Genomic DNA, 25,645 nt, shown 5'->3' on the forward strand with positions numbered 1-25,645 from the left:
GGCCCGGTCAGCTGTAGACGTGCGGCGCCAGCGTCCCGACGTCGGTCAGGTTGCGGTACCGACCGGCATAGTCCAGCCCGTACCCGACCACGAACTCGTTCGGCAGGTCGAAGCCGACGTATTTCACGTCGACCGGGCTCTTGATCGCCTCCGGCTTGCGGAACATCGTCATGATCTCCAGGCTCGCCGGCTTGCGGGACTGCAGATTCTGCATCAGGTAGGCCAGCGTGAGGCCGGTGTCGATGATGTCCTCGACGACCAGCACGTGGCGGCCCTCGATGTCGGTGTTGAGGTCCTTGAGGATCCGCACGACGCCGGAGCTCTGGGTGCCCGAGCCGTAGGAGGAGATGGCCATCCAGTCCATCTGGACGTGGGAGGTCAGGTGGCGGGAGAGGTCGGCCATCACCATGACGGCGCCGTTCAGGACGCCGACCAGCAGGAGGTCGGAGTCGGCGTATTCGGCGTCGATCTCGCCGGCGATCTCGGCCAACCGGGCCTGCACCTGGTCGTTGGTGTAGAGGACCCTGGTCAGTTCACTGGTGATGTGCGATGCGTCCACTCACCGCAGCCTACCGTCGCCGGAGGCGGGAGTGAGCAGCAACCGGCCATCCCGGCGGGAGACGCGGCCGCCCGGGACGTCCACGCCCTTCTGGCCCCGCCAGTGCGTGACCAGGCGCTCGACGGCGTCCACGTGGGTGGCGGAGACATCGCGGACGCCCTCGGCGGCCAACCAGTCGGCCAGCACCCGTCGGCGGAGCCCCGGCGCGAGCCCCAGCAGGTGGAGGCAATCGGCGGTCAGCGCCGGGTCGGTTTCCTCGGCGAGCTCGGAGAGGAGGTCGTGCGCCTCGCGGCACTGGGTCGCCGTCCGCGCCAGCGCCTCGCGGATGCCAGGGCCCAGGTCACGCTCCAGCACGGGCAGCACGACCTCGCGGACGCGCACGCGCGCGTAGCGGGGGTCGCGGTTCATCGGGTCGGCCCATGGTTCCAGGCCCAGCTCGGCGCAGGCGGCCAGCGTCGTCTCCCGGCCCAGGCCGAGCAGGGGCCGGTCGAACACCCCGCGGGAGACGGGCATACCGGCCAGCGACCGAACGCCCGCGCCCCGGGCCAGGCCCAGCAGCACGGTCTCGGCCTGATCGTCGAGGGTGTGGCCGAGCAGCACGCGCTCCCGCGGCTGGACGGCGGCCTCCAGCGCCGCGTACCGCGCCTCGCGTGCGGACGCCTCGGGCCCAGCCCCGGCGTCGGCCACCGTGACGCGGACGGCCTCGGCGGCGAGTCCGAAACCGGCGAGCCGGGCGACGGCGGCCGCGGCCACGGCGTCCGACCCGGGCTGCATCGCGTGGTCGACGACGACCGCGCGCACCGGCGTCCCGCGCTTGCCGGCCACGTGGTGGGCCGCCCAGGCCAGGGCGAGCGAGTCCACGCCCCCCGAGCAGGCGACCGCCCAGCCACCCGAGGCCAGGGCGTCCACGGCCTGCACCACGGCCAGCGTGGCCGGCCCGAGCGCCCTCCGCGCCATCAGCCGTGCACGCGACGCATCCAACGGGCGGGGTCGCGCATCTCGTCGGGCGTGGGCAGGTGGGCGGGCCGGTCGTAGACGACGTTGAGGCCGTCGACGCCGACCCGGGCGATCACATGGCGGCAGAAGGCGGCGCCGTCGCGGTACTGGGCGAGCTTGAGGTCCATGCCGAGGGCGGTGTTGACGGCCTTCGTCCAGCCCCCGCGGTTGCGGCGGGCGTCGAAGCGCTTGCGGATCTCCTTGACCGTCGGCACGACGTCGGGGCCGACCCGGTCCATCATGTCGTCGGCGTACCCCTCGAGCAGGGCCATGGCGGCACTGACCCGCTCGAACACCACCTTCTGCGCGGGGCTGGTGACGACGTCCACGACGCTGCGCGGGCGTCCAGAACGCGCAGTCTCGGCGACGGGGGCGTCGGCGATCAACTCGCCCACCTCGGTCAGCAGGTGACCCCGCAGCCAAGGGGCGCGGGCGAACTGCAGGCGGTGGGTCTGCTCGTGCAGGCACACCCACAGTCGGAAGTCGTCGTGGTCGACCCCCATCGCCCGCTCGATCTTCGCGACGTTGGGCGCCACGAGGACCAGTCGCGGCTCGGTGAGGAACGGCAGGTACTGGCCCAGAATGCGCGAACCGAGCACCGCGAGCACGGCGCCGAGCTGGGCGCCGTTGGCGCGGGCGGCCACCTTGTCGCGCAGCCGCTCGGGCGCGGGATACGCACCCCCGACCGCTTCTCCGAGCATCGTCAGCGCCATGTCCGCGTTGGCGCGGATCCAGGTGGGCCGGTCCACGACCAGCATGGGGCCGTCGGCGTCCCCGGACAGCCCGGTCACGCGCGCCACCGGTGCCACGGACGCCAGGGCAGCGGCCCGTAGCCCGTCCACCACGTCGGCGACCTCGGCCTCGGTCAGGCTCGGACCGGGTGGGACGAGCCGCCCGCCCACCGCGGCGGCGACCTCGGCGTCGATGAAGGGCAGCTCGCTCATGCCCGACAGCCTAGGTGTGTCCCGCAGCTGCCTGAGGTGCTCGCCGAGCCACGGTGCTGGCACATCAGCACGTAGCGGGCGTTGCAACGCCGGTGGAGTGCCGGCGGGCCGGTGGAGTGGCGGGAGGCCGGCCGGGTGGCCCGTGGACGGCCACCCGCGCGGCCTGACCTACGAGCATCCGCACGAGGCCAGCGCGGCGGACGCCCGATCGAGCCAGAGGCGGGCGCTGGTCTGCCCGGCCCCGCCCGACGTCATCAGGGCGAACGCGAGGGGGTGGCCGTCCTCGGTCACGGCGTAGCCGGTCAGCGTGTTCACGCCCCGGATGGTGCCGGTCTTCGCCCGGACGACCCCGCGGCCACCCACGGCGTCCGCCTCGTCGAAGCGCTCGGCGAGCGTGCCGGTGACGCCCGCGACGGGCAGCCCGTCCGTGACGGGGCGGAGGTCGGGGTCGGCCAGGGCCATGCGGATGGCGCCCACGAGGGCGTCAGGCGTGACCTGGTTGTCGGCGGAGATGCCGTTGCCGTCGAGCACGCGCATGCCCTCGTCCCACAGCCCCAGGCGCTGCAGCTCGGTCGCGAGCACGTCGGCGCCATCGGTGGGCGTGGCGGCCCGGCCGCGGGCGAGCGCGACCTGCCACAGGAGCGTCTCTGCGGCATCGTTGTCGGAGTCGGCAAGCACGCGCTCCGCAATCCGTGACACCGGGAGCGAGTCGACGTGGGCCAGCTCACTGGCGTCCGTCGGGGTGGTCACTGCGGAGGTGCCGGTCACCGCGATGCCCTGCGCGGCGAGGAAGCCCGCGAACTTGTCGGTGGCGAACCGGGCGGGGTCGGGGGCGCGCTCGAAGGCGTTGCGGGCCAGGCTGGGGCGGGCGTGATCGGCGGTCAGCGCGGTGATCGGCGCGACGGACCGGGCGAAGATATCGGGCCACGCGGGGTTCCACGCCGGGCCGGCGAACAGCGTGGCGTCGTAGCCGAGCGCGACGGTGGTGACGCCCTTGGCCTTCAGCGCGGTGGCCGTCTCGGCCGCGAGTTCCTCCAGCGAGGCAGGCTGCGGGTGCGCGTCCGGCCGGGCGGCCCCGGCGAGCAGCGGGTCTCCCCCGCCGCGCAGGACGACGGTCCCGGCGTCCGCGGTGAGGAAGGTGGTGGTGGCGAAGGTCTTCTCGGGGCCGAGAACGTCGATGGCCACCAGCGCGCTGAGCACCTTCAGGCTGGACGCCGGGGTGCGGACGCCGGCGCCCTCCCGGTAGAGCTCGGTGCCGGTGCGGGCGTCGACCACGAGCGCGACCACGTCACCGAGCCCCTCTCTCGGGACGGCGGCGAGCCGCTCGGCGACCTTCGCCGCGGAGGCCTGCTGCGTGGGCGCCTCGAGCTCGGGCAGGACGGCGCCCGGCGCGTCGGCGACGGCGGGCTGGTCGAGGCGTCCCGCGCCCACGAGCGGGTCGTCAGCGAGTTGGGGGCGGACCACCAACTGCAGCCCGACGACCGCGAGGGCCACCACGAGGACGCTGATCCACAGGAGGGCGCGCCACGCCCATCCCCTGCGTGCGGACACGGGGCCTCCCTCCTGGCGGACGGGGCGTCCCGCCGGCCCCCATTGTGGCCGACGGGCGGGGCGCGGCGTGGCCGCGTGTGGTCAGGCCGGCGCGCGCCCGCTCACTATCCCGTTTCGTCTCCTCGATCCTGTCCGCGCACGGGCGTAGGGTCGTCCATGTGGACGACAGCTTCGACCGCGCCGCGAAGGCAGGGCTCACCGTGGTGGCCCCGTGACGATCGTCGCCGCCGTCCTGGCCGGGGTGGTCGTCGGCGTCATCCTGGGTGCGCTGGGCGGCGGCGGCGCCATCATCACCATCCCCGTGCTCGCGTACGGGTTCGGCATGACGTTGGGAACCAGCAGCACCGCGTCGCTGGTCATCATCGGGCTGTCCTCCGTGGTGGCCGTCATCACGCACGCCCGGGCCGGCCGGGTCGACTGGGGGCGTGGCGTCGCCTTCGCGGCCGTCGGCATGCTGGGCGCGGCGGGTGGGTCGGTGGTCTCCCGCGGCCTGGACGAGGACTGGCTGATGCTCGCCTTCAGCGTGCTGCTGCTGGTGGTCGCCGGGTTGATGCTGCGCCGCTCGACGGCGCCCGGCCGGGAACGTGAGCCGGTCAGCCTGCGCGACCCGCGTGCGTTGGCGGTCACGCTCGCGGCCGGTCTGGTGGTGGGCCTGCTCACCGGGTTCTTCGGCGTGGGCGGCGGGTTCGCCATCGTGCCGGCGCTCACCCTCGTGCTCGGCCTTCCGATGGGGGTGGCGACCGCGACGTCGTTGCTCGTGATCGCCTTGAACAGCGCGGCGGCCTTCGCCACGCGGCTCACCCTGGGTGTCGACCTCGACTGGCCGCTGGTGGCCGCGTTCACCCTGGCGACCATCGTCGGCTCGGTCACCGGTGCGCGGGTGGTCGGGCGCGTCGACGGGGAGCTACTCAAGCGCGGGTTCGCGATCCTGCTGCTGGTGATCGCGGTGTGGACGCTGGCCACCACGGGGCTCGCGCTCGCCCGCTGACCCCCGACCGATGAAGGGGGCGTCCTACCCGAACGTGCTCGGGTGAGGCCTACGGCGCTAGCCTGTGTGCAGTACCGGACCACCTGATGTGAGGAATCCTATGCGCGCCAGCTTCGAACGCCCCAAGGTCAAGCCCCCGCTGCACTTCGACGTGACGGTCGAGATCCCCAAGGGGACGAAGAACAAGTTCGAGATGGACCACCACAACGGTCGCATCCGGCTCGACCGGACGCTGTTCACGGCGACGGCCTACCCCAACGACTACGGCTACATCGAGGGCACCCTCGGCGAGGACGGCGACCCGCTCGACGCGATGGTGCTGCTGCCCGAGGCAACGTTCCCCGGCTGCCTCATCGAGTGCCGCGCGATCGGCATGTTCCGGATGCAGGACGAGATGGGCGGTGACGACAAGGTGCTCTGCGTGCCGGTCGCCGACCTGCGCCAGGACAACATCCGCAACCTCACCGACATCCCCGACCTGACGCTGCTGGAGATCGAGCACTTCTTCAGCGTCTACAAGGACCTCGAGCCCGGCAAGTCGGTCGAGGGCGCCGTGTGGACCGGCCGGGCCGAGGCCGAGGCCGAGATCCGCAACTCGTGGGAGCGGGCCCGCGGCACGGAGCACGAGAACGAGTTCACCCCGCCGCCCGGGGGCGACGCGAAGGACACCATCGGTGGCCTCCACGACGACGAGGACCTGAGCGGGGCCGGCGAGGAGTGACCCGGCGCCGGGGCTGAGCCTCAGATCTCCCCATCCACCACGTAGACCAGCCCTTCGGCCCCGCCGGAGGGCTGGACTCGTAGTTCGACCTGCTTGGTGCCGCTGCCGAACGAGGCGTCCTCGACGGTGAAGAAGGGCTCGCCGCCGCAGGCGTTCGTGGACCCGATCATCTCCTGCCCGCCTGCCCACAGCTCGACCGCGACCTCGCCGTCGTGCGAGGCGCAGAGCACGTGGTAGCTGACCGGACGCCCGCTGAACCGGTGCTCGGCGCGTCCGACGGTCGTCGTCGCCCCGAACGTGGCGCGAACGACCTCGCCCGGCACTGGCTCGGCGGGGATGCTCGGCAGCGGGTGCGGCGTCGGTGACTCGGTGGGCTCGCCGGCCTCCGGGGTCGCGGCCGGGCTGATGGCCGGTGCGGGGGCGGACGCCGGCGCTGCGGGTTCGGTGGGTGCGGTGGCCGTGGGGCCGGTGCACCCCGCCGCTGCGAGGGCGAGGACGAGCACGGCGGGGAGACGCTTCATGCCCCCAGTCTGCCGGTCCACTAGCCTGCGGGCGTGGCAAAGCAACCGCGCATCTCCGTCCTGCAGCTCGACCCGGGCTGCCCGCTCGACCGTTTCGAGGACTGGCTCGCCGACACCCGGGTGCGGTTCGGCGTCGTCTCGCTCTGGGACCACGACGTCCCGCAGCTCGCCTCCTCCGGCGACGGGCTCATCGTGCTGGGCGGGCGGATGTCCGCCCACGACCAGGCGCACCACCCGTGGCTCGACCCGCTGTCCGACCTGCTCGCGGACGCCCACAGCATCGACCTGCCGATCCTCGGCCTGTGCCTGGGACACCAGGTGCTGGCGGAGACACTGGGCGGCGCGGTGACGGTCGGCGCCGAGGGCGGTCCCGAGGACGGCCGGGCCGAGTTGCTGTGGACCGACGCGGCGGCGTCCGACCCGCTGTTCGGGGGGCTGGTGGCCGAGGGACTGGACACCGTGGCGATGTCGCACTCCGATGTCGTCGCCGAACTTCCGCCCGGGGCCGTCGAACTGGCCCGGACGGCACGGTTCCCCCACGCGGCCTTCCGGCTCGGGTCGAGCTGGGGCGTCCAGTTCCACCCGGAGGCCTCCCCCGACCTGGTGGCGTCGTGGTACCGGCGGTCCGCCCGCAAGGACACGGACGCCCTCGTGGAGGGGCTCCGCACCGCCGATGGCGACATCCGCGCCTCCGGCCGCGCCCTCGCCCACGCCTTCGTGGACATCGTCCGCGGCTGACCCCACCCGCCGAGAGCCACAGGTTGGGCCGCCGAGGGCCCCTACGCCTCCAACAGCGTCTTGAGCTGGGAGTAGATCCAGGGCGTCCCTTCGGCCGCCTGGGCACCGGTCGCGGGGCCGCCGGTGGTGGTGACGGTCAGCTTGGTCTGGCCGTCCACCTCGGCGAGGTCGTAGACGAGGCGTCCGCCACTCTCGGCCGACACCTCGTAGACCAACCCGGGACTCTCGGCCGATGGGGATAACGAGTCGGTCACGACTCTTGACTGCTCAACCGACACCCAGCACGATTGCGGATAAGTGAATCACCATTCAGGTTTGTGATTCGCCCGTCGTGAAGGGATCCTCATGCGGACATCGAAGTTCCTCGTCGCCGGCGCGGCCGCGCTGGCCCTGACGCTCAGCGCGTGCGCCCCGAACGCCGCCGCGCCGAGCTCTGCCCCCGCCGCGTCACCACGATGATGGGCGTGCCCACGCACTACCGGATGATGGCCCAGCAGCGCCGATTCGCGACGACGGACCTCTCCTCCCTGCGGCTGCTGGTGGTCGGCGGCGCCCAGATGCCGCTGCCGCTGCTGCGCACGTGGCACGCCCGCGGGCGCCTGGCGTCGTTCAAGGTGCCAGCCGAGATCCGGTTCGTCGACGCGCTGCCCCAGGCCAGCCTGGAGAAGGTCAAGCGGTCGGCCCTACGCGAGGAGGCCACCCGATGAGCAGCGCGCCCCGCACCGCCCGTGGGCGGGCCACCCGCGACCGCATCCTCGACTCGGCGCTGAAGGTGTTCGGGGAGGTCGGCTATCACGACGCCTCCATCGTGCGGATCACCGAGGGCGCCGGCGTCGCCATGGGCACCTTCTACCTGTACTTCGAGGGCAAGCTGCAGGTCTTCAACGAGCTCGTCGAGGACCTCAACCGCCGCATGCGCCACCGCATGACCCAGGCCATCGCGGCCGCCCCCAACCGTCTGGAGGCCGAGCGGGCGGGATTCCGGGCGTTCTTCGCGTTCACCACCGAGGTGCCGCAGCTCTACCGGATCATCCGGCAGGCCGAGTTCGTCTCCCCCGAGGCGATGCACCTCCACTACGGGCGCATCGTCGACGGCTACCGCAAGGCCCTGGCCGCTGCCTCGGACGCCGGCGAGATCGCCCCGGTCGACCCCGAAGTGACCGCCTGGGCGCTGATGGGCATCGGCGAGATCATCGGCATGCGCTGGATCCTCTGGCAGGAGGGCAGCGACGGCGCCCCGCCCATCCCCGACGACGTGTTCGAGCACACCCTCGACTTCATCACGCGCGCGCTGCGCCCCGACAAGGAGTGACCATGTTCCGCAAGTTCGACACCGCCTCGGGCCTGCACGTGGGCGTCTGGGAGCCGGACGCCCCCACCCCGACCACGCCCACCATTCTCGCCGTGCACGGCATCACGTCCTCCCACAAGGCGTGGGCGCCGCTGGCCCGCCAGCTGCCGGACGTGCGCATCATCGCCCCCGACCTGCGCGGACGCGGCGGCTCCCGGGCGCTGCCCGGGCCGTACGGCATGTCCCGTCACGCGGCCGACCTGTCGGCCCTGCTGGCCGAGTTCGGCGTCGGGCGCTGCCTCGCCGTGGGGCACTCGATGGGCGGCTACGTCGTGGTCACCCTCGCCCACGAGCACGCGGGTCTGGTCTCCGGGCTCGTCCTGGTCGACGGCGGCCTGTGCCCCGCCGCGTGGGTGGCCGAGCAGGTCGAGCGGCAGCCCCGCGTGCGCGTGGTCGAGGTGCCCGACGTGAACCACTACACGATCACACTGTCCGACCCGGGGGCGACCGCGGTGGCGGGCGCCGTGCGGGACGCCCTCGCGGGGGCGCGCGTGTAGGGTCGGCGGATGGTGGCCGGACGGGATCTCGCGACGCTCCCCAAGGCCCACCTCCACCTCCACTTCACGGGTTCGCTGTCGGTGCCCACCCTGCAGCAGCTCGCGGAAGCCCGCGACATCGAGCTGCCCGACCAGCTCGTCGACGCCATCGCCCTGGAGGTGCCAGCCGACAAGCGCGGCTGGTTCCGCTTCCAGCGCCTCTACGACATCGCCCGCGCCGCCGTGCAGGGCGAGGACGCCCTGCGCACCGTCGTCCGCTCCGCCGCCCGCGAGGACGCGGCCGAGGGGTCACGCCGGCTGGAACTGCAGGTCGACCCCACCTCGTACGCCCCCTCGGTCGGGGGGCTGCAACCCGCCTTGGAGATCATCTGCGACGAGGCGAGGGTGGCCTCGGCCGAGACGGGCGTCCAGGTGGGCATCATCGTGGCCGCCTCCCGCATCCGCCACCCCTTCGACGCCCGTACGCTCGCGCGGCTGGCCGCCCGCCACGCGGGCCAGGGCCCCGGCGAGGTGTGCGCGTTCGGCCTGAACAACAACGAGTGGGAGGGCGACACCGCCGAGTGGGACGGCGCGTTCCGCATCGCCCGGCGCGCCGGCCTGCCGGGGGTACCGCACGGCGGCGAGCTGCGCGGGCCCGAGCACCTCGCCGAGGTCGCCGAGCACCTGGAGCCCACCCGCATCGGCCACGGCGTCCGGGCCGTGGAGGACCCTGCGTTGCTCGCGCGCCTCGTGGACGCCGGCGTCGCCTTCGAGGTGTGCCCGGCCTCCAACGTGCACCTGGGCGTCTACCCCACCCTCGCCGACGTGCCGCTGCGCCCGCTGCTGGACGCCGGCGCCCAGGTCGCGCTCGGGGCCGACGACCCGCTGCTGTTCCTGTCGCGCCTGGTGGACCAGTACGAGACGGCGCGCTCGGTGCACGGCCTGGACGACACCCGCCTGGCCGGGCTGGCGAAGGCGTCCATCGAGGCGTCCTTCGCCTCGGACACCGACAAGGCGCAGTGGCTGGCCGAGGTGGACGACTGGCTCGTAGGCTCGGCCCATGACGGACCACGTTGATCCACCCTGGGAGCCGCCCCTCGCGGGCACCGAGATCGAGCACCTGGTCGGCGCGCTGGACAGGCAGCGCTGGACGTTCCGCTGGAAGGCCGATGGCCTGGACGCCGAGGCGCTGGGTTTCCGGTTGCCGAGTTCGTCGCTGTCGCTGGGCGCGCTGCTGAAGCACCTGGCAGCCTGCGAAGCGCTCAAGATGACCTGGGACATCGATGCGTCCCGGCCGTGGGAGCCCTTCGCCCGCGAGGACGCGCACCTGTGGGCGTTCGAGTCGGCCGCGACCGACTCCCCCGAGGAGCTGTACGCGCTCTACGACGGGGTCGTCGCCCGGGCCCGGGAACGGACGGCCGAGCTGCTGGCGTCCGGCGGGTTGGACCAGACGGTCGCCCTCGGTCAGCAGTGGGGCGTGACCGTGTCGCTGCGCCGCGTGCTGTTCGACCTGCTCGAGGAGTACGCGCGCCACACCGGCCACGCCGACCTCCTGCGCGAGGCCGTCGACGGGCGCGTCGGCGAGGACCCGCCGGAGGACTGGCGTCCGGTCAGCTGAGCGCGGCGTCGATGCGCTGGCGGTAGGCCTGCGGCGACTGGGCACCCATGAGGGTGTCGACCTGCTGACCGTCCTTCAGCAGCACGACCAGCGGGATGCTCTGCACCTTGAACTGGTAGGACACGTCGGGGTTGTCGTCGACGTTCACCTTCACCACCTTGACCCGCCCGGCGTACTCGGTGGCGATCTTGTCGAGGATCGGCGCGATCATCCGGCACGGCCCGCACCACGGCGCCCAGAGGTCGAGGACGACCAGCAGGTTCGTGTCGACGGCGGCGTCGAACGTGCGGTCACCGGCCTCGACCAGCCACGGGAGATCGGCCTTGCACGACGCGCACCGCGGGTGCCCCGTCGACGCCTCCGGAACCCTGTTCTTCGTGCCGCACCCCGGGCACGCGACCACCTTTGCCATGGGGCTAGCGTAGGGGCTGGCCGACGTCATCCGGCGGTCTCGCCGCCTCCTGTGACCGTGACTTGATCGTGATGCCTGGACGCCGGCGGATTCGGCCCCTCGTTCGGAAATTGTCAGTGGGGGCTGGGAGGGTTGGTTCATGGCGGAACTGGTCCTGGATTCGGTGGCGGTGGCAGCAGCAGCGCTCGACCACGCCACCGACACGATCCGCGCCGCCGAGGTCGCGCAGTGCTTGGCCATCGCCGCGTTGTGTGACCTGCACGAGGTGGACGAGTCCGTGCTGGTCGACGGGTGCGAACGCTGGGTGCCCGGCGGTGCCGACGGCACCCCACACATCGGGGAGTTCGTCATCGGCGAGATCGCCGGCCTGCTCGGCGCCGGCATCGGCGCCACCGTGCTCCGCATCCACCGGGTCCTCAACCTGCGCCACCGCCACCCCACCCTCTGGACGCTCGTGGTCACCGGCGACATCCGCGCCCACGAGGCCTTCCTGGTCGCCGACGCCGCCGCAGCCGCGAAGCTCGACGCCGACGCCTGCAGTCGGTTCGACCGCATGTGCGCCCACGCCCTGGCCCTCCAACCCTGGGCACGCGTGAAGGGCCAGCTCGAACGCTGGCTGGTCAAGGCCGACCCCACCCAGGCCGCCGCCAACGCCGCAGCGGCTGCCGGACGCCGACGGGTCGACCTCGGCCCGATCACGGACGGCCACGTCGGCCTGTGGGGCCAGTTGGACGCCGCCGACGGCCTCGCCCTCGACGACGCCCTCAACCACCTCGCCGAGAACCTGGACGGGGAGACCATCGACCACCGGCGTGCCGGCGCCTTGGGTTTGATGGCCCGCAGCGTGCTCGGGCAGGACACCCTCCCCACCAACGGCGTGACCCGGACAGCCGAGATCGTCGTGCGCCTCCACAGCACCGACCTGGCCGACCCGAGCAACGGCACCGCCCACCTCGCCGGGTGGGGGCACGTGCTGCTCTCCCAACTCGGGACGATCCTCACCGGCTGCCAGGTCACCGTCCGCCCGATCGTCATCGACACCACCGTGCCCGCCTTCGACGGGTATGTGGTGCCCGACGCCATGCGCAGGGTGCTGGGCGAGCGCAACCCCGTCGACGTGTTCCCCTACGGCACCCGACAGGCCGGCTCCTGCCAGGGCGACCACACCATCCCCTACCAAGCCGGCGTCCACGCGCAGACCCACCTGGGCAACCTCGGTCCCCTGTCGAGCTTCACCCACCGGCTCAAGACCCACGGCGGCTGGCACCTCGAACAACCAGCCCCCGGCCTGTTCCTATGGCGTTCACCCCTGGGCTATCAGTACGCCGTCACCACCACCGGCACCATCCGCATCGGCAAACCCGAGCCACCCCAACACCGGTGGTGGCACCAGGAACCACCCGAACACCAGCCACCCGACGACCTCGGGCCACCCGGCCGAGCAGGCACGGCCCCGATCCCACCCGACCCGGGCGAACGACAGACACCCCTGCCCTACGTCGCCTGACCCAGGTCGCCACCCACCGCGGCCCGCGGCGTCCAACACCCACCCGACCAATCACCCGCCGAACCCGACCGGAACCACCCCGGCCGGGCAACCGGCATGCACGGAGGAATACGGCCGCCGGGGTGGGGGTTCACCGAGCGTGAAGGCTTTCGGATTCCTCAGTTTCGGCCACTACGCCAGCGACCCCCGACAGGGTCCGGACGCGAAGGGCATGCTCACCGACGCCCTGGAGATCGCCCGGGGCGCCGACGAGCTCGGCGTGAACGGGGCGTACTTCCGGGTGCACCACTTCGCCCGCCAGGCCGCGGCGCCGGTGCCCCTCCTCGCCGCCATCGCGGGCAGCACGAAGCGCATCGAGGTGGGCACCGGCGTCATCGACATGCGCTACGAGAACCCCCTCCACCTCGCCGAGGAGCTCGCGGCCCTCGACCTGCTGTCGGACCAGCGCATCGCCATCGGCGTCAGCCGCGGCTCTCCCGAGCCAGCCCTGCGCGGCTGGGAGGCCTTCGGGTACACCGGCTCGACCGACCCGCGTGGCGCCGACATCGCCCGGAACAAGTTCGACCTGTTCCTCCGCGCCGTCGACGGGGAGCGCCTCGCCGAGGCCGACCCGCGCCAGTTCGGCCCCGGCCAGCGGCTGCGCGTCGAGCCGCACTCCCCGGGCCTGCGCCAGCGGCTGTGGTGGGGCGCCGGCACCCGCGAGACCGCCGTGTGGGCCGCCCGGCATGGCGTCAACCTCATGAGCTCCACGCTCGTCACCGAGGCGACCGGCCAGACCCTCGGCGACCTCCAGGCCGAGCAGATCGACCGCTACCGCGAGGCCTTCGCCGCCGCCGGCCACGGCTGGACGCCCCGGGTCTCGGTGAGCCGCAGCGTCTTCCCGATCGTGGACGCCGAGGACGCGATGTGGCTCCAGCTCCGCCGCGCCGAGGGCTCCGACCAGATCGGGGTCATCGACGGGTTCCGCTCCACCTTCGGGCGCTCCTTCATCGGCGAGCCGGACGAGCTCATCGACCAGCTGCGCGAGGACGCCGCGGTGATGGCCGCCGACACGCTGATGCTGACCATCCCGAGCCAGTTGGGCCCGGAGCCGAACCTGCGCATCCTGTCGAACTTCGCCGAGCACGTCGCCCCCGCGCTGGGCTGGCAGCCCAACACCCAGGGCCCCGTCACCGGCTACCCGCTGGGCTGACGCGGCGCGGCCGCGCGGGCGGCGGGGTGCAGCTTCGCCGCCGAGACGGACGCCGACCCGGCGTCCCAGAACCGCCACGGCCGGGCGAACGCCCGCGACACGTTCACGCGGACGCCGGCGCGTACCCCGGCCGGCGCCGCACCGGGCACCAGCTCGATGCCGCCAGAGCCGAGCACGGTCCCGTCGTCGGCCCGCGTGACGCCCAGGGCGCGGCAGAGGTTGCCGGGGCCGCGTGCGAGCCAGGCGTCCCGCACCCCGGGCCGACGCTCCCGCGCCTCCTCGATGCCCTCGACGACCTCGCCGGCCCGCACCAGCACCGCCGAGGCGACGCCCTCGGGCCCGCACACGACGTTGAGGCACGCGTGCCCGTGCAGCGTGTAGACGTAGATGCGCCCGCCCGCCTCGAACATCGACGCGTTGCGCGCGGTCGGCCCCTGCCACGCGTGCGAGGCCGGGTCGTCGGCCCCCTCGTACGCCTCGACCTCGACGATCCGCACCCCGATGCCGCGCACCCGCAGCACGCACCCCAGCAGCTCGGGCGCGACCTGCAAGGCACGGCGGGTGAGGTCCATCAGGCCGAGGCGGGCGTCCCGAAGCGGGCGGCGTTGCGGGCGCGGGCCCTCTCGCGCTCGACCTCCCGGTCCTTGGGTGCCGCGCTGGTCGACAGCGACGCGATGAGCTGCTGGGTGGCCGCCTCGATGGCGACGACCGCCTCGTCGAACGCCACCTGGTTCGGGATCGACGGCTTGTTCATGCCGCTGATCTTGCGGACGTACTGCAGCGCGGCCTCGTGCACCTCGTCCGGGTACGCCGGGGGCTCGAAATTGAACAACGGTCGGATGTTGCGGCACATGGGGCCCACCCTGCCACGATGGGGGGCATGACTGAACCCACCGCGACCACGGATCGCGCCGGGCTGCTGGCCTTCATCTCCGCACAGCAGGCCTCCCCGTCGACGGCGACGACCTACCTCGGCGACGAACCCGCCGGCGTCGAGGCCGAGCTGGAGGGCCTCGATCAGCCGTGGCTCGAGACCGCGCGCGTCCTCACGACGGACGCCGGCCTGAGGGGCGCCGCGCTGGCTGAGTGGGACGCCGAGGTCGGGCGCGCCTGGGTGTACGGCCCGTGGGCGGCGCCAGGGCAGTTCGACGCGGTCGGCGAGCCGCTCCTGCGCGCCGTGGCGGCCCAGTGCCCCCCGGAGATCAGCGAGTTCGAGGTCAGCGGCGACGTCGCCAACACCTCGCTCGCCGCTCTGGCCGAGCGCCTCGGCTGGCGCCCCAGCAAGGTGAACCACGCCTACGAGGTGGCGGCAGTGGCCGTCGCGCACTGGCCGACGGTCGAGGGCATCCGCCCCGCGACGGACGCCGACCTGCCGGCCCTGGCGACCCTGCACGAGGCGGAGTTCCCCAAGACCTACGCGACGACGGCCCAGCTGCTCACCCGGCACACGACGCTGGAGGCGGAGCGGGACGGCCGCGTCGTCGGCTACGCGGCGGGACAGCTGCAGGACGACGGCAGCGCCTACATCGACTTCATGGCCGTCGAGGACCGCTACCGCGGCCACGGCATCGCGCGGGGACTGCTGGGCGAGCTCGCCAGGAACCTCGTGGTCGAGGGGCACACGACCAAGGTGCACCTCACCGTCGATGACGACCGCGCCCCCGCCATCGCGCTGTACGAGTCGCTGGGCATGCGCCGGGCGATCTCGCTACGCGGCTACTGGGGGTCGCTCAGCTGAGCGACCCCCGCTCGGCCGCGGTCAGTGCCCGCGTGCCAGCCAATCGTCGAGGCCGGGGCGCTCGGCACCGATCGTCGTGGAGTCGCCGTGCCCGGTGTGCACGACCGTCTCGTCGGGCAGGGCGAAGAGCCGGTCCGTGATCGACCCGATGATCGTGTCGAACGAGCTGTAGGACCGTCCCGTGGCGCCCGGGCCGCCCCGGAAGAGGGTGTCGCCGGAGAACAGAACCCCGAGGTCGGGCGCGTACAGGCACACCGCGCCCGGCGCGTGGCCTGGCGTGTGCAGCACGGTGAGGTCGGTGCCGCCGACGGAGATGACCTGCCCGTCGGCGAGACCGCCGTCCGGGGCCCGGTCGGGGTGGACGGCGTCCCACAGCACGCGGTCGTCGGGGTGGAGCCAGATGGGGGCGTCCACCAGGTCGGCCAGCTCGGGGGCGAACCGGACGTGGTCGTCGTGCCCGTGCGTGCAGACGATGGCGAGCACACGGCGTCCGCCCACCACCTCGGCGATGGCGGCCGGGTCGTGGGGGGCGTCCAGCACGATGCACTCGTCGTCGTCGCCGACCACCCACACGTTGTTGTCGACCTCCCAGGTGCCGCCGTCGAGGGAGAAGGTGCCCGAGGTGACCGCGTGGTCGATGCGCGCGGTCACAGGACCACCACCGAGCGCAGCACGTCGCCGGCGTGCATCTTCTCGAACGCCTCCTCGACGTCGTCGATGCCGATGCGCTCGCTGACGAAGGCGTCCAGGTCGAAGCGGCCCTGGCGGTAGAGGTCGACCAGCATCGGGAAGTCACGCTCGGGGAGGCAGTCGCCGTACCAGCTCGACTTGAGCGAGCCGCCCCGTCCGAAGACCTCCAGCAGGGGCAGCTCGACGGTCATGTCGGGGGTCGGGACACCGACGAGCACGACGGTGCCGGCCAGGTCGCGCATGTCGAACGCCTGGCGGTAGGTCTCGGGGCGGCCGACCGCATCGACGACCACGTCGGCCCCGAAGCCTCCGGTGAGCTGCTTGACAGCCTCGACGGCGTCCATCACCTTCGCGTTGACCGTGTGGGTCGCGCCCAGCGCGCGGGCCTGTTCGAGCTTGCGGTCGTCCACGTCGACGGCGACGACGGTGGTGGCCCCGGCGATGCGGGCGCCCGCGATGGCGGCGTTGCCGACGCCGCCGCAGCCGATGACCGCCGCGGTGTCGCCCAGGCCCACGCCGCCGGTGTTGACCATGGCGCCGAAGCCGGCCATGACACCGCAGCCCAACAGGCCGACGGCCGCCGGGTCGGCGTCCGGGTCGACCTTGGTGCACTGGCCGGCGGCGACGAGCGTCTTCTCGATGAAGGCGCCGATGCCCAGGGCCGGCGTGAGCTCGGTGCCGTCCTCGGCGAGCGTCATCTTCTGCGTCGCGTTGTGGGTGGCGAAGCAGTACCACGGCTTGCCCTTGCGGCAGGCACGGCACTGACCGCACACGGCGCGCCAGTTCAGGATCACGAAGTCGCCGGGCGCGACGTTGGTGACGCCCTCACCGACGGCCTCGACCACGCCCGCGGCCTCGTGGCCGAGCAGGAACGGGAAGTCGTCGTTGATGCCGCCCTCGCGGTAGTGCAGGTCGGTGTGGCACACGCCGCAGGCCTGCACGGCGACCACCGCCTCGCCCGGCCCCGGGTCGGGCACCACGATGTCGACGAGCTCGACGGGCGCTCCCTTGGCGCGGGCGATGACGCCCTTGACGGTCTGGGGCATGGTGGCTCCTCTCGGTCGGTCTGCGCCGATCCTAGGCAAGCCCGGCAAGGGTCACCAACCCCCGCCGCCACCTCCGCCGAAGCCGCCGCCACCGGAGAAGCCCGAGCCGCCGCTGGACCCCGCGGTCGCCGCCGTCTGGGACGCCACGGCCGCCTGCATCGACTCGCTCAGGGTGTGCGTGAGGTTGTTCATCGCCGAGGTGAAGTAGGCGCCCTGGTAGAGGCTGTGGCCCACGTACCAGTCGTCGGTCGGGGTGTAGCGCCCCTCGGCGGCCAGCTGCTCGAACACCTTGGCCCAGCGGTCCGCGACGCCGAAGATCGTCGCCCACGGCAGGTAGCGGGAGAACACGTCGATGCCCTCCTCGAACCTGATCTGGTCCGCCTCGGCGGTGCGCAGGTAGAGCTCGAAGCCCTTCGCCTGGGCGAGGACGGCAGAGCCCTCGGCGGTGCGGCGTCCGGCGCGGAACGCCAGCGGCGCGAGCACGAGCCCGGCGATGACCGGGGCGAGCCCGACCAGGCCCAGTTCGAAGGCGAAGCCGAGCACCGCGCCGATGGCCAGGCCGGCCACGACGAGGAGGGCGGCGCCGGCCAGCGCCAGCCCCTGGGCGACCTGAGGGCTGCCCTTGAACCAGCGCAGCTCGTTGGTCACCCGGTCCTGCAGGCGCTCCCGCGCCCCCGACAGGAGCTTGTGGTAGCGCTTGTGGCGTAGGTCGGAGGTGCTGACCTGGTTGCCGCGGGAGAACATCACATCGACGATGTGCCGCTCGGGCGGGGTCAGCGGATCGTCCGTGCGCCGCCGGACGAAGAGCCAGTCGGTGCCGTCCTCGACGATCTGGTAGTGCCCGCGCGCGGCCAGGTCGAGGATCGTCGCGGTCACGTCAACGTTGTCGGCGCGGGTGTCGAGCAGGACGCCGACCTCGCCCACGTGCGCGCCCGGCGGCGGCGTGAACTGCACCGCCACGGGCGTCTTCTCCGAGGCCGGACCGACGCGGGACGCCTCGCCCGGCGCGGGACGGACGCCGGGGGTCAGGCCGAGGTAGACCTCGTCCCGGGACCAGCGGCGCGCCTTCAGCAACACGCCGCCGATGCCGAGCGCGGTCAGCGCGCCGGTCAGGCCAAGACTCAGCGGGGTCAGCGGCACGACGTTGCCGAGGTGGTAGCGCTTCGTGAACCGGGGTTCGGCCCCGACGAAGGTGTCCACGGGGAAGCCGGCCACGACCTGGACGCCCTCGCCCGGCTCGAGCCCGCCCGCGGCGAAGCTCGCGGTGGGCCCGGCGTGGCTCGCCTTGCACGCCTGGTCGAAGCGGCTTCCGGAGAAGCAGGCGGTCTGCACCACGTCGGCGGGGCCGGTGACCCGGGCGGTGACGCTGTCGATGGGCACCTGCCAACCGGTGCCGATGACGTTCCAGTTGAACTCGGCCAGGCCGCTCGTCGCGTGGCGCGGGGCCAGCAACCCGTGTGCGGTGTAGGTGATGACGTAGGTCTGGGTGCCGCGCACGCGGGTGCCTTCGCGTCCGACCCGCAGCACCAGCGAGCCGTCCTGCGTCGTCTCCTGCGTCTCGACGGGGGCCCCGGTCGGGCTGGACACGCCGGTGATGTCGATGTCGATCATCCGCCACACGTCGGGGTCGTCGGCGACCTCCTGCTGGCGCGGCAGCGTGATGAAGGGGCCGTGCCCGGGGCTGTTGCCGAAGTGGAAGTCGAACTCGAGCCGGACGGTGCTCAGCCCGTCGGCCGCGACGTCGACCTGGGCGTCGTAGCGGGTGATCCGCCATTCACGGGGGGTGTCGTCGTCGTCCGCGTGGGCCATGGGGCCGAGGCCCAGGACCAGCGCGAGGGTGGCAACGAGGATGCTGACGAGTCGGACGGTCCGACGCATGGGGCGCTCCTGACGATCGGGGTCCCCTCCACCGTAGCCACCCGCCCGCGGCGTCCGCTGCCGACCGAGGTCGATCTGAGGGGTTGCCCGGGGCCGGGAATGCCCCGGCCGGGCCGGGCGTTGCCCGGAGGTGACGAAAACGCTCGGGATCATCGGCGCCGGCAAGGTCGGCACCACGCTCGGACGCCTCGCGTTGGCCGCGGGCTGGCAGGTGCTCGTCTCCGCGAGCCCGACCCGGCCCATGCAGGCGCTGATCGTCGAGACGATGCTGCCCGGCGCCCGTCTGGTCTCCGAGGCCGAGGTCGTGGCGGGCTCCGAGGTGGTCGTGCTCGCCGTCCCGTTGTCGAAGGTGGGCACGGTCGACCTGGCCGCCCTGTCGGGCAAGGTCGTCGTCGACGCGATGAACCACTGGTACCCCGTCGACGGCGCGCACGACGCGGTCGCGGCTGCCTCCTCCTCCAGCCACTGGGTCCAGGCGCTCAACCCGGACATGCGGCTGGTGAAGTCGCTGAACCACCTCGGCTACCACGACCTGGAGAACGACGCCCGCCCCGCCGGGCACCCCGAGCGCCGGGCCGTGGCCGCGGCGTCCGACGACGTCGAGGCGCGCGCCGCCGTCGCCGCCCTGCTGGACGACCTGGGCTTCGACCCGGTCGAGCTGCCCTTCGCCGACGGGCGCCACCTGGAGGGAGACGCCCCCGTGTTCGGGCGCTGGGTGGACGCCGACGGCCTGCGGGCCGCGGTCGAACGGTCCCGCGCCCGCGCCGCGTAGCCTGTCGGCATGGACGCGCCCCGCATCGAACGGCTCCCCGACGACTTCACCCGCGTGCTGTGCGTGGTGGCCCACCCCGACGACATGGAGTACGGCGCGTCGGCGGCCGTCCGGCACTGGACCCGCCACGGCATCGAGGTCGCCTACCTGCTGCTGACCTCCGGCGAGGCGGGCATGCAGTCCCCGCCCGAGGTGGTCGGGCCGCTGCGTGCCCGCGAGCAGGCCGATGCCTGCGCGGCGGTCGGCGTCGAGCAGCTGACGATCCTCGACCACCCCGACGGCACGCTGATGCCCACCCTCGAGTTGCGCCGCGACATCGCTCGCGTCATCCGGCAGTTCAAGCCGGACGTCGTCGTCACGGGCTCCTGGGACGTCGAGGCGCCCTGGGGCCTCAACCAGGCCGACCATCGCGCGGCCGGCCTCGCCACGCTGGACGCCTGCCGCGACGCCGACAACACGTGGGTGTTCCCGGAACTGGCCACCGACGAGGGGCTGCCCAAGTGGGGCCCGACCTGGCTGCTGGTCACCGGACCCGCCCAGCCGACGCACGGCGTCGAGGTGGACGCCGAGGACGTGGCCGCCTCGGTGGCGTCCCTGTCGGCCCACAGGGCCTACCTTGCCGACCTGCCCGACCACCCGAAGCCGGCGGAGTTCATCCCGGAGATGCTGCAGGGGCAGGGCCAAGCCCTCGGCGTCCCTCACGGGGTGCTGTTCCGCGCCCACCGCCTGCGCTGACCAGCGCGCGCCGGACGCCTCGGGTGGTGGGGCGCTCGCGTTCGGGCTCGAGGTGCTGATCCTGCTGCTCGCCGTCGCCTTGATGCCGCCCGCGTCATCACGGGCTGACCCGGGTCAGGCCGGCGGCATCGGCCCGAGGCCGCACTCGGGGGCGTCCGCGATCAGGACGCCCATGGCGCGGGCGTGGTCGTCGTCCAGCTCAGGGAGCGCGTCGGCGGTGAAGAAGGCCGCCTCGGTGTTCTCGCCGTCGGCCGGGTGCGGCTCGCCGGAGACCCAGAGGCACCGGAAGGTGTGGTTGATGTACTGCGTCTGGTCGCCGTTGTCGTAGGTGCGCATGTCGGTGACGTCCTGCCACACGAGGCGTTCGACCTCGACGACGACCCCGGCCTCCTCCAGCGCCTCGCGCGCGGCGGCCTCGGCCGGATGCTCGCCCGGGTCGACGATGCCGGTGACGACGGACCACGCACCGGAGTCGGCGCGGCGGACGAGCAGCCACTCGGGGGTGCCGTCCGGGCGGGTGCGGTGGATGCCCGCGGTGGAGCCCGAGAGCCACAGGGGGGCGGTGCCGATTCGCTCCCGCAGCTCCAGGATGAAGTCGGGCGTGCCCATCCAAACCCCCTCCGGGCATGAAGAGAGCCACCTAGCAGATTCGAACTGCTGACCTACGCATTACGAGTGCGTTGCTCTACCAACTGAGCTAAGGTGGCGCGGCCCCGCGGACCGAGGCCACACTCTAGCAACTCGGGCCCGCAGCGTGAAACCGGGGCGGATCAGGCGGCGCGGGCGTCCGCGCGGCGGGCGCGGAAGCCGTGGTCGACCGACCAGCCGCCGCCACCGACCAGCAGGAACAGCAGGCCGACGGCGACCAGCAGCAGCTCCAGCTCGCCGGTGAAGCCGGCCTGTCCGGCCGTGAACGGGCTCCACGGGCCCCAGAGCACGAAGCCCAGCGCGCCGCCGGCCACCAGCATGAGGCCGAGCCCCGCGACGCGGGTGAGCAGGCCGAACACCAGCGCGATGGCGATGGCCACCTCGGCCGCCCCGAGCATGATCGCCATGATGCTCGGCGCGGGGATCACGGTGTTCTGGATCAGCTCGGTCGTGGCCGGCAGGTTGAGCAGGTGGTACAGGCCACGGATGCCGACGATGGCGGCGACGACGAGGCGCAGCAGGAACAGGCCCAGCGAGCCGGCGAACTTGTCGTTGCTGCGCTGGATCACGGTCAGGGTCTCGGTGCGCACGGGCAGCTCGGACACCGCGGTGGCGCCGGCGGCGACCGGGGCAGCCGCGGTGTCCGCGGCAGGGGCCGCGTGGAACTGCGGCTCCGGCTCGGGGGCCGGCGCGAGGGCGGCGAGGCGGGCCTCGCGGCGGGCGGCACGCTCGGCGACCAGGCGCTCGCGCTCGGCGTCGGCCTGGGCGCGGGCGGCGTCGACGCGCTCGTCGGAGGCGTCATGGTAAACGGCGTCGGTGCGCTCAGCCTCGGCGCGCTCGGCCTCGACCTGCGTGGCGGCGGTGGCCCCGGTGCGCTCCTGCGCGGGCTCGGTCGTATCCGCATCCCACGCGTCGCGCGACGACTCGTCGTATCCGTCGGTTCGGTTGTCGACCATGGGGAAGTCCTTTGCTGGCAGGGGCATACGTCCATGCCCATGCTCCCAAAGGCTCCCCCCGATGCCGGGGAGCGACACTCACGCCGCGTGGAGGCTGATCATCAGCGACTCCATGGCCAGCAGCGGGGCGACGTTGGTCTCCAACGCCTCGCGGCAGGTGAGGATCGCGTCGAGCCTGGCGATCGTCTGCTCGGGGTGGGTGCGTCGCGCGACGGTGGTCAGGTCGACCGCCAGGTCGGCGTTGATCAGCCGCTGGGTCGCCTTGGTCTGCAGCGCGAACACGTCCCGGTAGTAGCCGGTGAGCTCGGTCAGCACCCGGTCGAGCGCGTCGCGCTGGAGGCGCTTGGCGCGGGCCTTCTGCTGATCCTCCAGGTCGCGGAGCGCGGCCTGGGCGTGTCGGGGGCGGGCGCCCTTCGCGGTCATGCCGAGCGCCTCGGACAGCGCAGCGCGCTCACGGGCGTCGATCGCCTCCGTCGAGGCCGTGGCCTCCTCGGACGCCGCGGCCACCAGATTGGCGGCCGCCTGGAGGCAGGCCCCGAGCGTGGTCAGCTGGGCGGGGATGTGCAGGATCTCGCTGCGGCGGCGCCGCGCGTCCTCGTTGCGGGCGATGGCGCGGGCGCGGCCCACGTGGCCCTGCGCGACGCGGGCGGCGTGGGCGGCCATCTCGCTGGGGACGCCGTCGCGCTGCTCCAGCAGCTGGGCGATGGCGGTCTCGCTCGGGGTGGCGAGCTCGACGCGGCGGCAGCGCGAGCGGATGGTGACGATGACGTCCTCGGGCGTGGGGGCGCAGAGCACCCAGACGGTGCGCGGCGCGGGCTCCTCGATGGCCTTCAGCAGGGCGTCCGCCCCGCGCTCGGTGACGCGGTCGGCGTCCTCGACGACGAGCACCTGCCGCCCGCCCAGCGTGGGCGCCATGGCCGCGCGGCGGACGAGGTCGCGCACCTCGTCGACGCCGATGGAGAGTTGCTCGGTGCGCACCAGCGTCACGTCGGGGTGGGCCCCCGAGAGCGCGGTGCGGCAGGCGGTGCACGCACCGCAGCCGCCGCGCTCGCACTGCAGGGCGGCCGCGAAGGCCTTGGCGGCGTTCGAGCGGCCCGAGCCTGGCGGGCCGGTGACGAGCCAGGCGTGCGTCATCGCGTGCCGCTCGCCGGTGACGGCCCGGCGCAGCACCTCGACGGCCCGCTCCTGGCCGACGAGCTCGGCCCAGACCCCGGAGCCGGCGGGTGGTGAGGTGGTCACTCGGACAGCCTGCCGGGCTCGTCCGACACTTCTTCCTCGTCGGGGGTGCGCTCGGGGTCGAACAGCGCCGACAGCAGCCCGCGGCGTCCGACCTCGTGACCACGCTCGGGGTGCTCGATGAGCTCGGCCACCCGCTCGCGGATGCGCTCGGCCAGCGCCGTGATCGGGTCGCGGGCGGGCAGGACCAGGTACCGCTCGGGGTGTCGCTCGGCCAGCTCGAGGAAGCCGGCCCGGACGCGCTCGTGGAACGCGGCGCCGGCGGACTCCATCCGGTCGTGCTCGTCGATGCCACCCAGGCCCGTCTCGGGGGCGAGGTCGAGCAGGACGGTGAGGTCGGGGCGCAGGTCGTCGGTGCCCCACCAGTTGATGCGCTCGACCTCGCCCACGTCGAGGATGCGGCCGGCACCCTGGTAGGCGAGCGTCGAGTCGACGTAGCGGTCGCACACGACCACCGCCCCGCGCTCAAGGGCCGGGCGGACGATGGAGTGGACGTGCTGGGCCTTGTCGGCGGCGAAGAGCAGCGCCTCGGCGCGCGGGGCGAGGTTCTCGGTCGCCCGCGACAGCAGGATCTGGCGGATCTGCGCGTTCACCGGGCCGTCGCCGGGTTCGAAGGTCCTGACGACCTCCCGCCCCTGGTCGGAGAGCCAGTCGGCCAGCAGTCCGGCCTGGGTCGACTTGCCGACGCCGTCGCCGCCCTCGAACACCACGAATGCTCCCTGCACGCCGTTCATCCTAGGCGCAGCGCGGTAGGGAATAACGCGTGTGCGAAAGCTGTTGGAGAGGTGGGAGCCTGTCTACGACAAGCCACTGACGTGCACGGAAGGAATCATCATGACCATTTCCCGTACCTCCGGCGGCGCTCCCGTCGAGAGCGACGCGCATTCCCTGAGCATCGGCTCCAACGGGCCGCTCCTGCTGCACGACGTGCACCTGGTCGAGACCTTGGCGCACTTCAACCGCGAGAACGTGGTCGAGCGTCGCCCGCACGCGAAGGGCGCCGGCGCGTTCGGCACCTTCACGGTCACCCAGGACGTGTCGAAGTGGACGAAGGCGGCCGTGTTCCAGCCGGGCACCACCACCAAGACGCTGCTGCGCTTCTCGACCGTCGCCGGTGAGCTGGGCTCCCCCGACACCTGGCGCGACGTCCGTGGCTTCTCGCTGCGCCACTACACGACGGAGGGCAACCTCGACATCGTCGGCAACAACACCCCGATCTTCTTCCTCCGCGACCCGATGAAGTTCCCGCACTTCATCCGCTCGCAGAAGCGGCTCGCCTCCAACGGCCTGCGCGACGCCGACATGCAGTGGGACTTCTGGACCCTCTCCCCCGAGTCGGCCCACCAGGTCACCTACCTCATGGGAGACCGCGGCCTGCCGAAGACGTGGCGCAACATGAACGGCTACGGCTCCCACACCTACCAGTGGGTCAACGAGACCGGCGAGCGCTTCTGGGTGAAGTTCCACTACCACACCCAGCAGGGCATGGAGTTCCTCTCCAACGAGGAGGCCACCAAGCTCGCGGGCGAGGACGCGGAGTTCCACCGTCGCGACCTGTGGGAGGCCATCGAGCGCGGCGACTTCCCGAAGTGGACGCTGTCGGTCCAGGTCATGCCGTACGAGGAGGCCAAGACCTACCGCTTCAACCCGTTCGACCTCACCAAGGTCTGGCCGCACGGGGACTACCCGCTGCACGAGGTCGGCGTCCTGGAGCTCAACAAGAACCCGGACAACTTCTTCGCCCAGATCGAGCAGGCCGCCTTCGCGCCGTCCAACATGGTGCCCGGCATGGGTGTGTCCCCCGACAAGATGCTGCTCGGCCGCGTCTTCGGCTACGCGGACGCCCAGCGCTACCGCATCGGCCCGAACTTCCACCAGCTCCCGGTCAACCAGCCCCAAGGCGTCGAGGGCGGCTTCGAGGCCGTCAACCAGTGGATGTTCGACGGCAACCAGGCGTACCACCACTCCGGTACCGCCCCGGTCTACGCCCCGAACTCCCTCGGCCGTGAGTCGGCCCAGGAGTTCCAGGGGACGGTGCCCGAGGGCTGGGAGGCCGACGGCGAGATGGTGCGCCAGGCCTACGCCCTCCACGCCGAGGACGACGACTTCGGCCAGGCCGGCACGCTCGTGCGCGAGGTCTTCGACGATGCGCAGCGCGACCGCCTCGTGGAGACCCTGACAGGCGCCCTGGGCGGCATCAAGCGCGCCGAGGTCTACGAGCGGGCCATCTGGTATTGGAAGTCGGTCGACGAGACCATCGGAACCCGCGTCGACGAGGCCGTCAAGGCCGGCCGCGACGAGGAGACCGTGCCGGGCATGGGCGTCGAGCGCGAGGCCTGATCCCTCAACCCCCGACGGGGCCGTCCCTCCGG

Annotated in this window: 28 protein-coding genes, 1 tRNA gene and 2 pseudogenes; 14 read left to right on the forward strand and 17 right to left on the reverse strand. The window is 72.9% G+C overall.

The features are described from left to right. Positions 1–7: 7 nt before the first annotated feature. From hpt to dacB, 4 genes are all read right to left on the reverse strand, one after another. Positions 8–559: a hypoxanthine phosphoribosyltransferase gene (hpt, locus tag ET989_RS00755; RefSeq protein ID WP_131166646.1), complete on the reverse strand. Its 552-nt coding sequence runs from the start codon at positions 557–559 to the stop codon at positions 8–10. Then, positions 560–1,516 (reverse strand): tRNA lysidine(34) synthetase TilS, encoded by a 957-nt coding sequence (gene tilS, locus ET989_RS00760; RefSeq protein WP_131166647.1) that lies wholly within the window; start codon positions 1,514–1,516, stop codon positions 560–562. Beyond that, complete coding sequence (locus ET989_RS00765) at positions 1,516–2,499, reverse strand: zinc-dependent metalloprotease (protein WP_131166648.1); 984 nt, start codon at positions 2,497–2,499, stop codon at positions 1,516–1,518. Before ET989_RS00765 ends, tilS begins: the two co-directional genes overlap by 1 nt. Positions 2,500–2,667: 168 nt before the next feature. Continuing rightward, entirely contained in the window at positions 2,668–4,050 is a 1,383-nt protein-coding gene (gene dacB / locus ET989_RS00770; protein WP_131166649.1) for a D-alanyl-D-alanine carboxypeptidase/D-alanyl-D-alanine endopeptidase, read from the reverse strand. Positions 4,051–4,261: 211 nt separating this feature from the next. Between dacB and ET989_RS00775 the strand changes: the two genes are divergently transcribed. Beyond that, positions 4,262–5,038, forward strand: a complete 777-nt coding sequence (locus ET989_RS00775; RefSeq protein WP_131166650.1) for a sulfite exporter TauE/SafE family protein — start codon at positions 4,262–4,264, stop codon at positions 5,036–5,038. Between the two features lie 100 nt (positions 5,039–5,138). Further along, positions 5,139–5,678, forward strand: a pseudogene (locus ET989_RS00780) (inorganic diphosphatase); the annotation flags it as partial. Positions 5,679–5,779: 101 nt separating this feature from the next. Here the strand turns inward: ET989_RS00780 and ET989_RS00785 are convergent. Next, positions 5,780–6,280: a hypothetical protein gene (locus tag ET989_RS00785; protein ID WP_131166652.1), complete on the reverse strand. Its 501-nt coding sequence runs from the start codon at positions 6,278–6,280 to the stop codon at positions 5,780–5,782. Positions 6,281–6,313: 33 nt separating this feature from the next. On the opposite strand from ET989_RS00785, the gene ET989_RS00790 reads away from it, so the two are divergent. Further along, positions 6,314–7,018 carry a type 1 glutamine amidotransferase gene (locus tag ET989_RS00790; RefSeq protein ID WP_131166653.1) on the forward strand — a complete coding sequence of 235 codons (705 nt, stop codon included), beginning with the start codon at positions 6,314–6,316 and terminating at the stop codon, positions 7,016–7,018. A gap of 41 nt (positions 7,019–7,059) precedes the next feature. Here ET989_RS00790 and ET989_RS00795 read toward each other — a convergent pair whose 3' ends face one another. Further along, complete coding sequence (locus ET989_RS00795; protein WP_131166654.1) at positions 7,060–7,272, reverse strand: SRPBCC family protein; 213 nt, start codon at positions 7,270–7,272, stop codon at positions 7,060–7,062. Positions 7,273–7,422: 150 nt separating this feature from the next. On the opposite strand from ET989_RS00795, the gene ET989_RS00800 reads away from it, so the two are divergent. Genes ET989_RS00800 through ET989_RS00820 form a run of 5 tightly spaced genes read left to right on the forward strand, consistent with a single transcriptional unit; the run spans position 7,423 to position 10,463 of the window. Then, a complete protein-coding gene (locus ET989_RS00800; RefSeq protein WP_206662162.1) occupies positions 7,423–7,725 on the forward strand; it encodes an AMP-binding protein in 303 nt (100 codons plus the stop codon). Beyond that, a complete protein-coding gene (locus ET989_RS00805; protein WP_131166655.1) occupies positions 7,722–8,330 on the forward strand; it encodes a TetR/AcrR family transcriptional regulator in 609 nt (202 codons plus the stop codon). The genes ET989_RS00800 and ET989_RS00805 overlap by 4 nt, the downstream gene beginning before the upstream one ends. 2 nt (positions 8,331–8,332) lie before the next feature. Continuing rightward, positions 8,333–8,866 carry an alpha/beta fold hydrolase gene (locus tag ET989_RS00810; protein WP_131166656.1) on the forward strand — a complete coding sequence of 178 codons (534 nt, stop codon included), beginning with the start codon at positions 8,333–8,335 and terminating at the stop codon, positions 8,864–8,866. Positions 8,867–8,875: 9 nt separating this feature from the next. Further along, a complete protein-coding gene (locus ET989_RS00815) occupies positions 8,876–9,922 on the forward strand; it encodes an adenosine deaminase (protein WP_131166657.1) in 1,047 nt (348 codons plus the stop codon). Then, positions 9,906–10,463 carry a mycothiol transferase gene (locus ET989_RS00820; protein WP_131166658.1) on the forward strand — a complete coding sequence of 186 codons (558 nt, stop codon included), beginning with the start codon at positions 9,906–9,908 and terminating at the stop codon, positions 10,461–10,463. The genes ET989_RS00815 and ET989_RS00820 overlap by 17 nt, the downstream gene beginning before the upstream one ends. Here ET989_RS00820 and trxA read toward each other — a convergent pair. After that, complete coding sequence (trxA, locus tag ET989_RS00825) at positions 10,456–10,875, reverse strand: thioredoxin (protein WP_131166659.1); 420 nt, start codon at positions 10,873–10,875, stop codon at positions 10,456–10,458. The two genes, ET989_RS00820 and trxA, sit on opposite strands and share 8 nt — an antisense overlap. Before the next feature lie 139 nt (positions 10,876–11,014). Here trxA and ET989_RS00830 point away from each other — a divergent pair, with 139 nt between their 5' ends. Both ET989_RS00830 and ET989_RS00835 read left to right on the forward strand, forming a co-directional pair. Beyond that, positions 11,015–12,382, forward strand: a complete 1,368-nt coding sequence (locus ET989_RS00830; protein WP_131166660.1) for a DUF222 domain-containing protein — start codon at positions 11,015–11,017, stop codon at positions 12,380–12,382. Positions 12,383–12,521: 139 nt separating this feature from the next. Then, complete coding sequence (locus ET989_RS00835; RefSeq protein ID WP_131166661.1) at positions 12,522–13,574, forward strand: LLM class flavin-dependent oxidoreductase; 1,053 nt, start codon at positions 12,522–12,524, stop codon at positions 13,572–13,574. Here ET989_RS00835 and ET989_RS00840 read toward each other — a convergent pair. Next, complete coding sequence (locus ET989_RS00840; RefSeq protein ID WP_131166662.1) at positions 13,559–14,146, reverse strand: DNA-3-methyladenine glycosylase; 588 nt, start codon at positions 14,144–14,146, stop codon at positions 13,559–13,561. The two genes, ET989_RS00835 and ET989_RS00840, sit on opposite strands and share 16 nt — an antisense overlap. Then, positions 14,146–14,427: a DUF2277 domain-containing protein gene (locus tag ET989_RS15100; protein WP_131166663.1), complete on the reverse strand. Its 282-nt coding sequence runs from the start codon at positions 14,425–14,427 to the stop codon at positions 14,146–14,148. The genes ET989_RS00840 and ET989_RS15100 overlap by 1 nt, the downstream gene beginning before the upstream one ends. A gap of 27 nt (positions 14,428–14,454) precedes the next feature. Between ET989_RS15100 and ET989_RS00850 the strand changes: the two genes are divergently transcribed. Then, positions 14,455–15,312, forward strand: a complete 858-nt coding sequence (locus ET989_RS00850; protein ID WP_131166664.1) for a GNAT family N-acetyltransferase — start codon at positions 14,455–14,457, stop codon at positions 15,310–15,312. A gap of 21 nt (positions 15,313–15,333) precedes the next feature. Here ET989_RS00850 and ET989_RS00855 read toward each other — a convergent pair whose 3' ends face one another. The 3 genes from ET989_RS00855 to ET989_RS00865 are packed head-to-tail and all read right to left on the reverse strand — an operon-like array spanning position 15,334 to position 18,926. Then, entirely contained in the window at positions 15,334–15,963 is a 630-nt protein-coding gene (locus ET989_RS00855; RefSeq protein ID WP_131166665.1) for an MBL fold metallo-hydrolase, read from the reverse strand. Continuing rightward, positions 15,960–17,048, reverse strand: a complete 1,089-nt coding sequence (locus ET989_RS00860) for an S-(hydroxymethyl)mycothiol dehydrogenase (RefSeq protein WP_131166666.1) — start codon at positions 17,046–17,048, stop codon at positions 15,960–15,962. The genes ET989_RS00855 and ET989_RS00860 overlap by 4 nt, the downstream gene beginning before the upstream one ends. A 51-nt stretch (positions 17,049–17,099) precedes the next feature. After that, entirely contained in the window at positions 17,100–18,926 is a 1,827-nt protein-coding gene (locus tag ET989_RS00865; protein ID WP_165489963.1) for a DUF2207 domain-containing protein, read from the reverse strand. A 130-nt stretch (positions 18,927–19,056) separates the two neighbouring features. Between ET989_RS00865 and ET989_RS00870 the strand changes: the two genes are divergently transcribed. Both ET989_RS00870 and ET989_RS00875 read left to right on the forward strand, forming a co-directional pair. Next, a complete protein-coding gene (locus tag ET989_RS00870) occupies positions 19,057–19,698 on the forward strand; it encodes an NADPH-dependent F420 reductase (protein WP_131166668.1) in 642 nt (213 codons plus the stop codon). Positions 19,699–19,707: 9 nt separating this feature from the next. Then, on the forward strand, positions 19,708–20,433 hold the full coding sequence (locus tag ET989_RS00875) for a PIG-L deacetylase family protein (protein ID WP_131166669.1): 726 nt from the start codon (positions 19,708–19,710) through the stop codon (positions 20,431–20,433). Positions 20,434–20,547: 114 nt separating this feature from the next. Here the strand turns inward: ET989_RS00875 and ET989_RS00880 are convergent, their stop codons facing one another. From ET989_RS00880 to tmk, 5 genes and pseudogenes are all read right to left on the reverse strand, one after another. Then, the gene (locus ET989_RS00880; RefSeq protein WP_131166670.1) at positions 20,548–21,042 is read right to left on the reverse strand and encodes an NUDIX domain-containing protein; all 495 of its coding nucleotides are present in this window, start codon (positions 21,040–21,042) and stop codon (positions 20,548–20,550) included. Positions 21,043–21,067: 25 nt separating this feature from the next. Continuing rightward, a tRNA-Thr gene (locus ET989_RS00885) sits at positions 21,068–21,140 on the reverse strand. Between the two features lie 63 nt (positions 21,141–21,203). Continuing rightward, positions 21,204–22,037 (reverse strand): DoxX family protein, encoded by an 834-nt coding sequence (locus ET989_RS00890; protein WP_131166671.1) that lies wholly within the window; start codon positions 22,035–22,037, stop codon positions 21,204–21,206. Between the two features lie 78 nt (positions 22,038–22,115). Then, positions 22,116–23,276: a DNA polymerase III subunit delta' gene (locus tag ET989_RS00895; RefSeq protein WP_131166672.1), complete on the reverse strand. Its 1,161-nt coding sequence runs from the start codon at positions 23,274–23,276 to the stop codon at positions 22,116–22,118. Between the two features lie 116 nt (positions 23,277–23,392). Then, positions 23,393–24,007, reverse strand: a pseudogene (gene tmk / locus ET989_RS00900) (dTMP kinase); the annotation flags it as partial. 100 nt (positions 24,008–24,107) lie between these two features. Between tmk and ET989_RS00905 the strand changes: the two are divergent. Further along, positions 24,108–25,613, forward strand: a complete 1,506-nt coding sequence (locus ET989_RS00905) for a catalase (RefSeq protein WP_131166674.1) — start codon at positions 24,108–24,110, stop codon at positions 25,611–25,613. The last annotated feature ends 32 nt before the right edge of the window (positions 25,614–25,645 follow it).

The organism is Propioniciclava sinopodophylli (assembly GCF_004324755.1).
GTDB lineage: Bacteria > Actinomycetota > Actinomycetes > Propionibacteriales > Propionibacteriaceae > Propioniciclava > Propioniciclava sinopodophylli.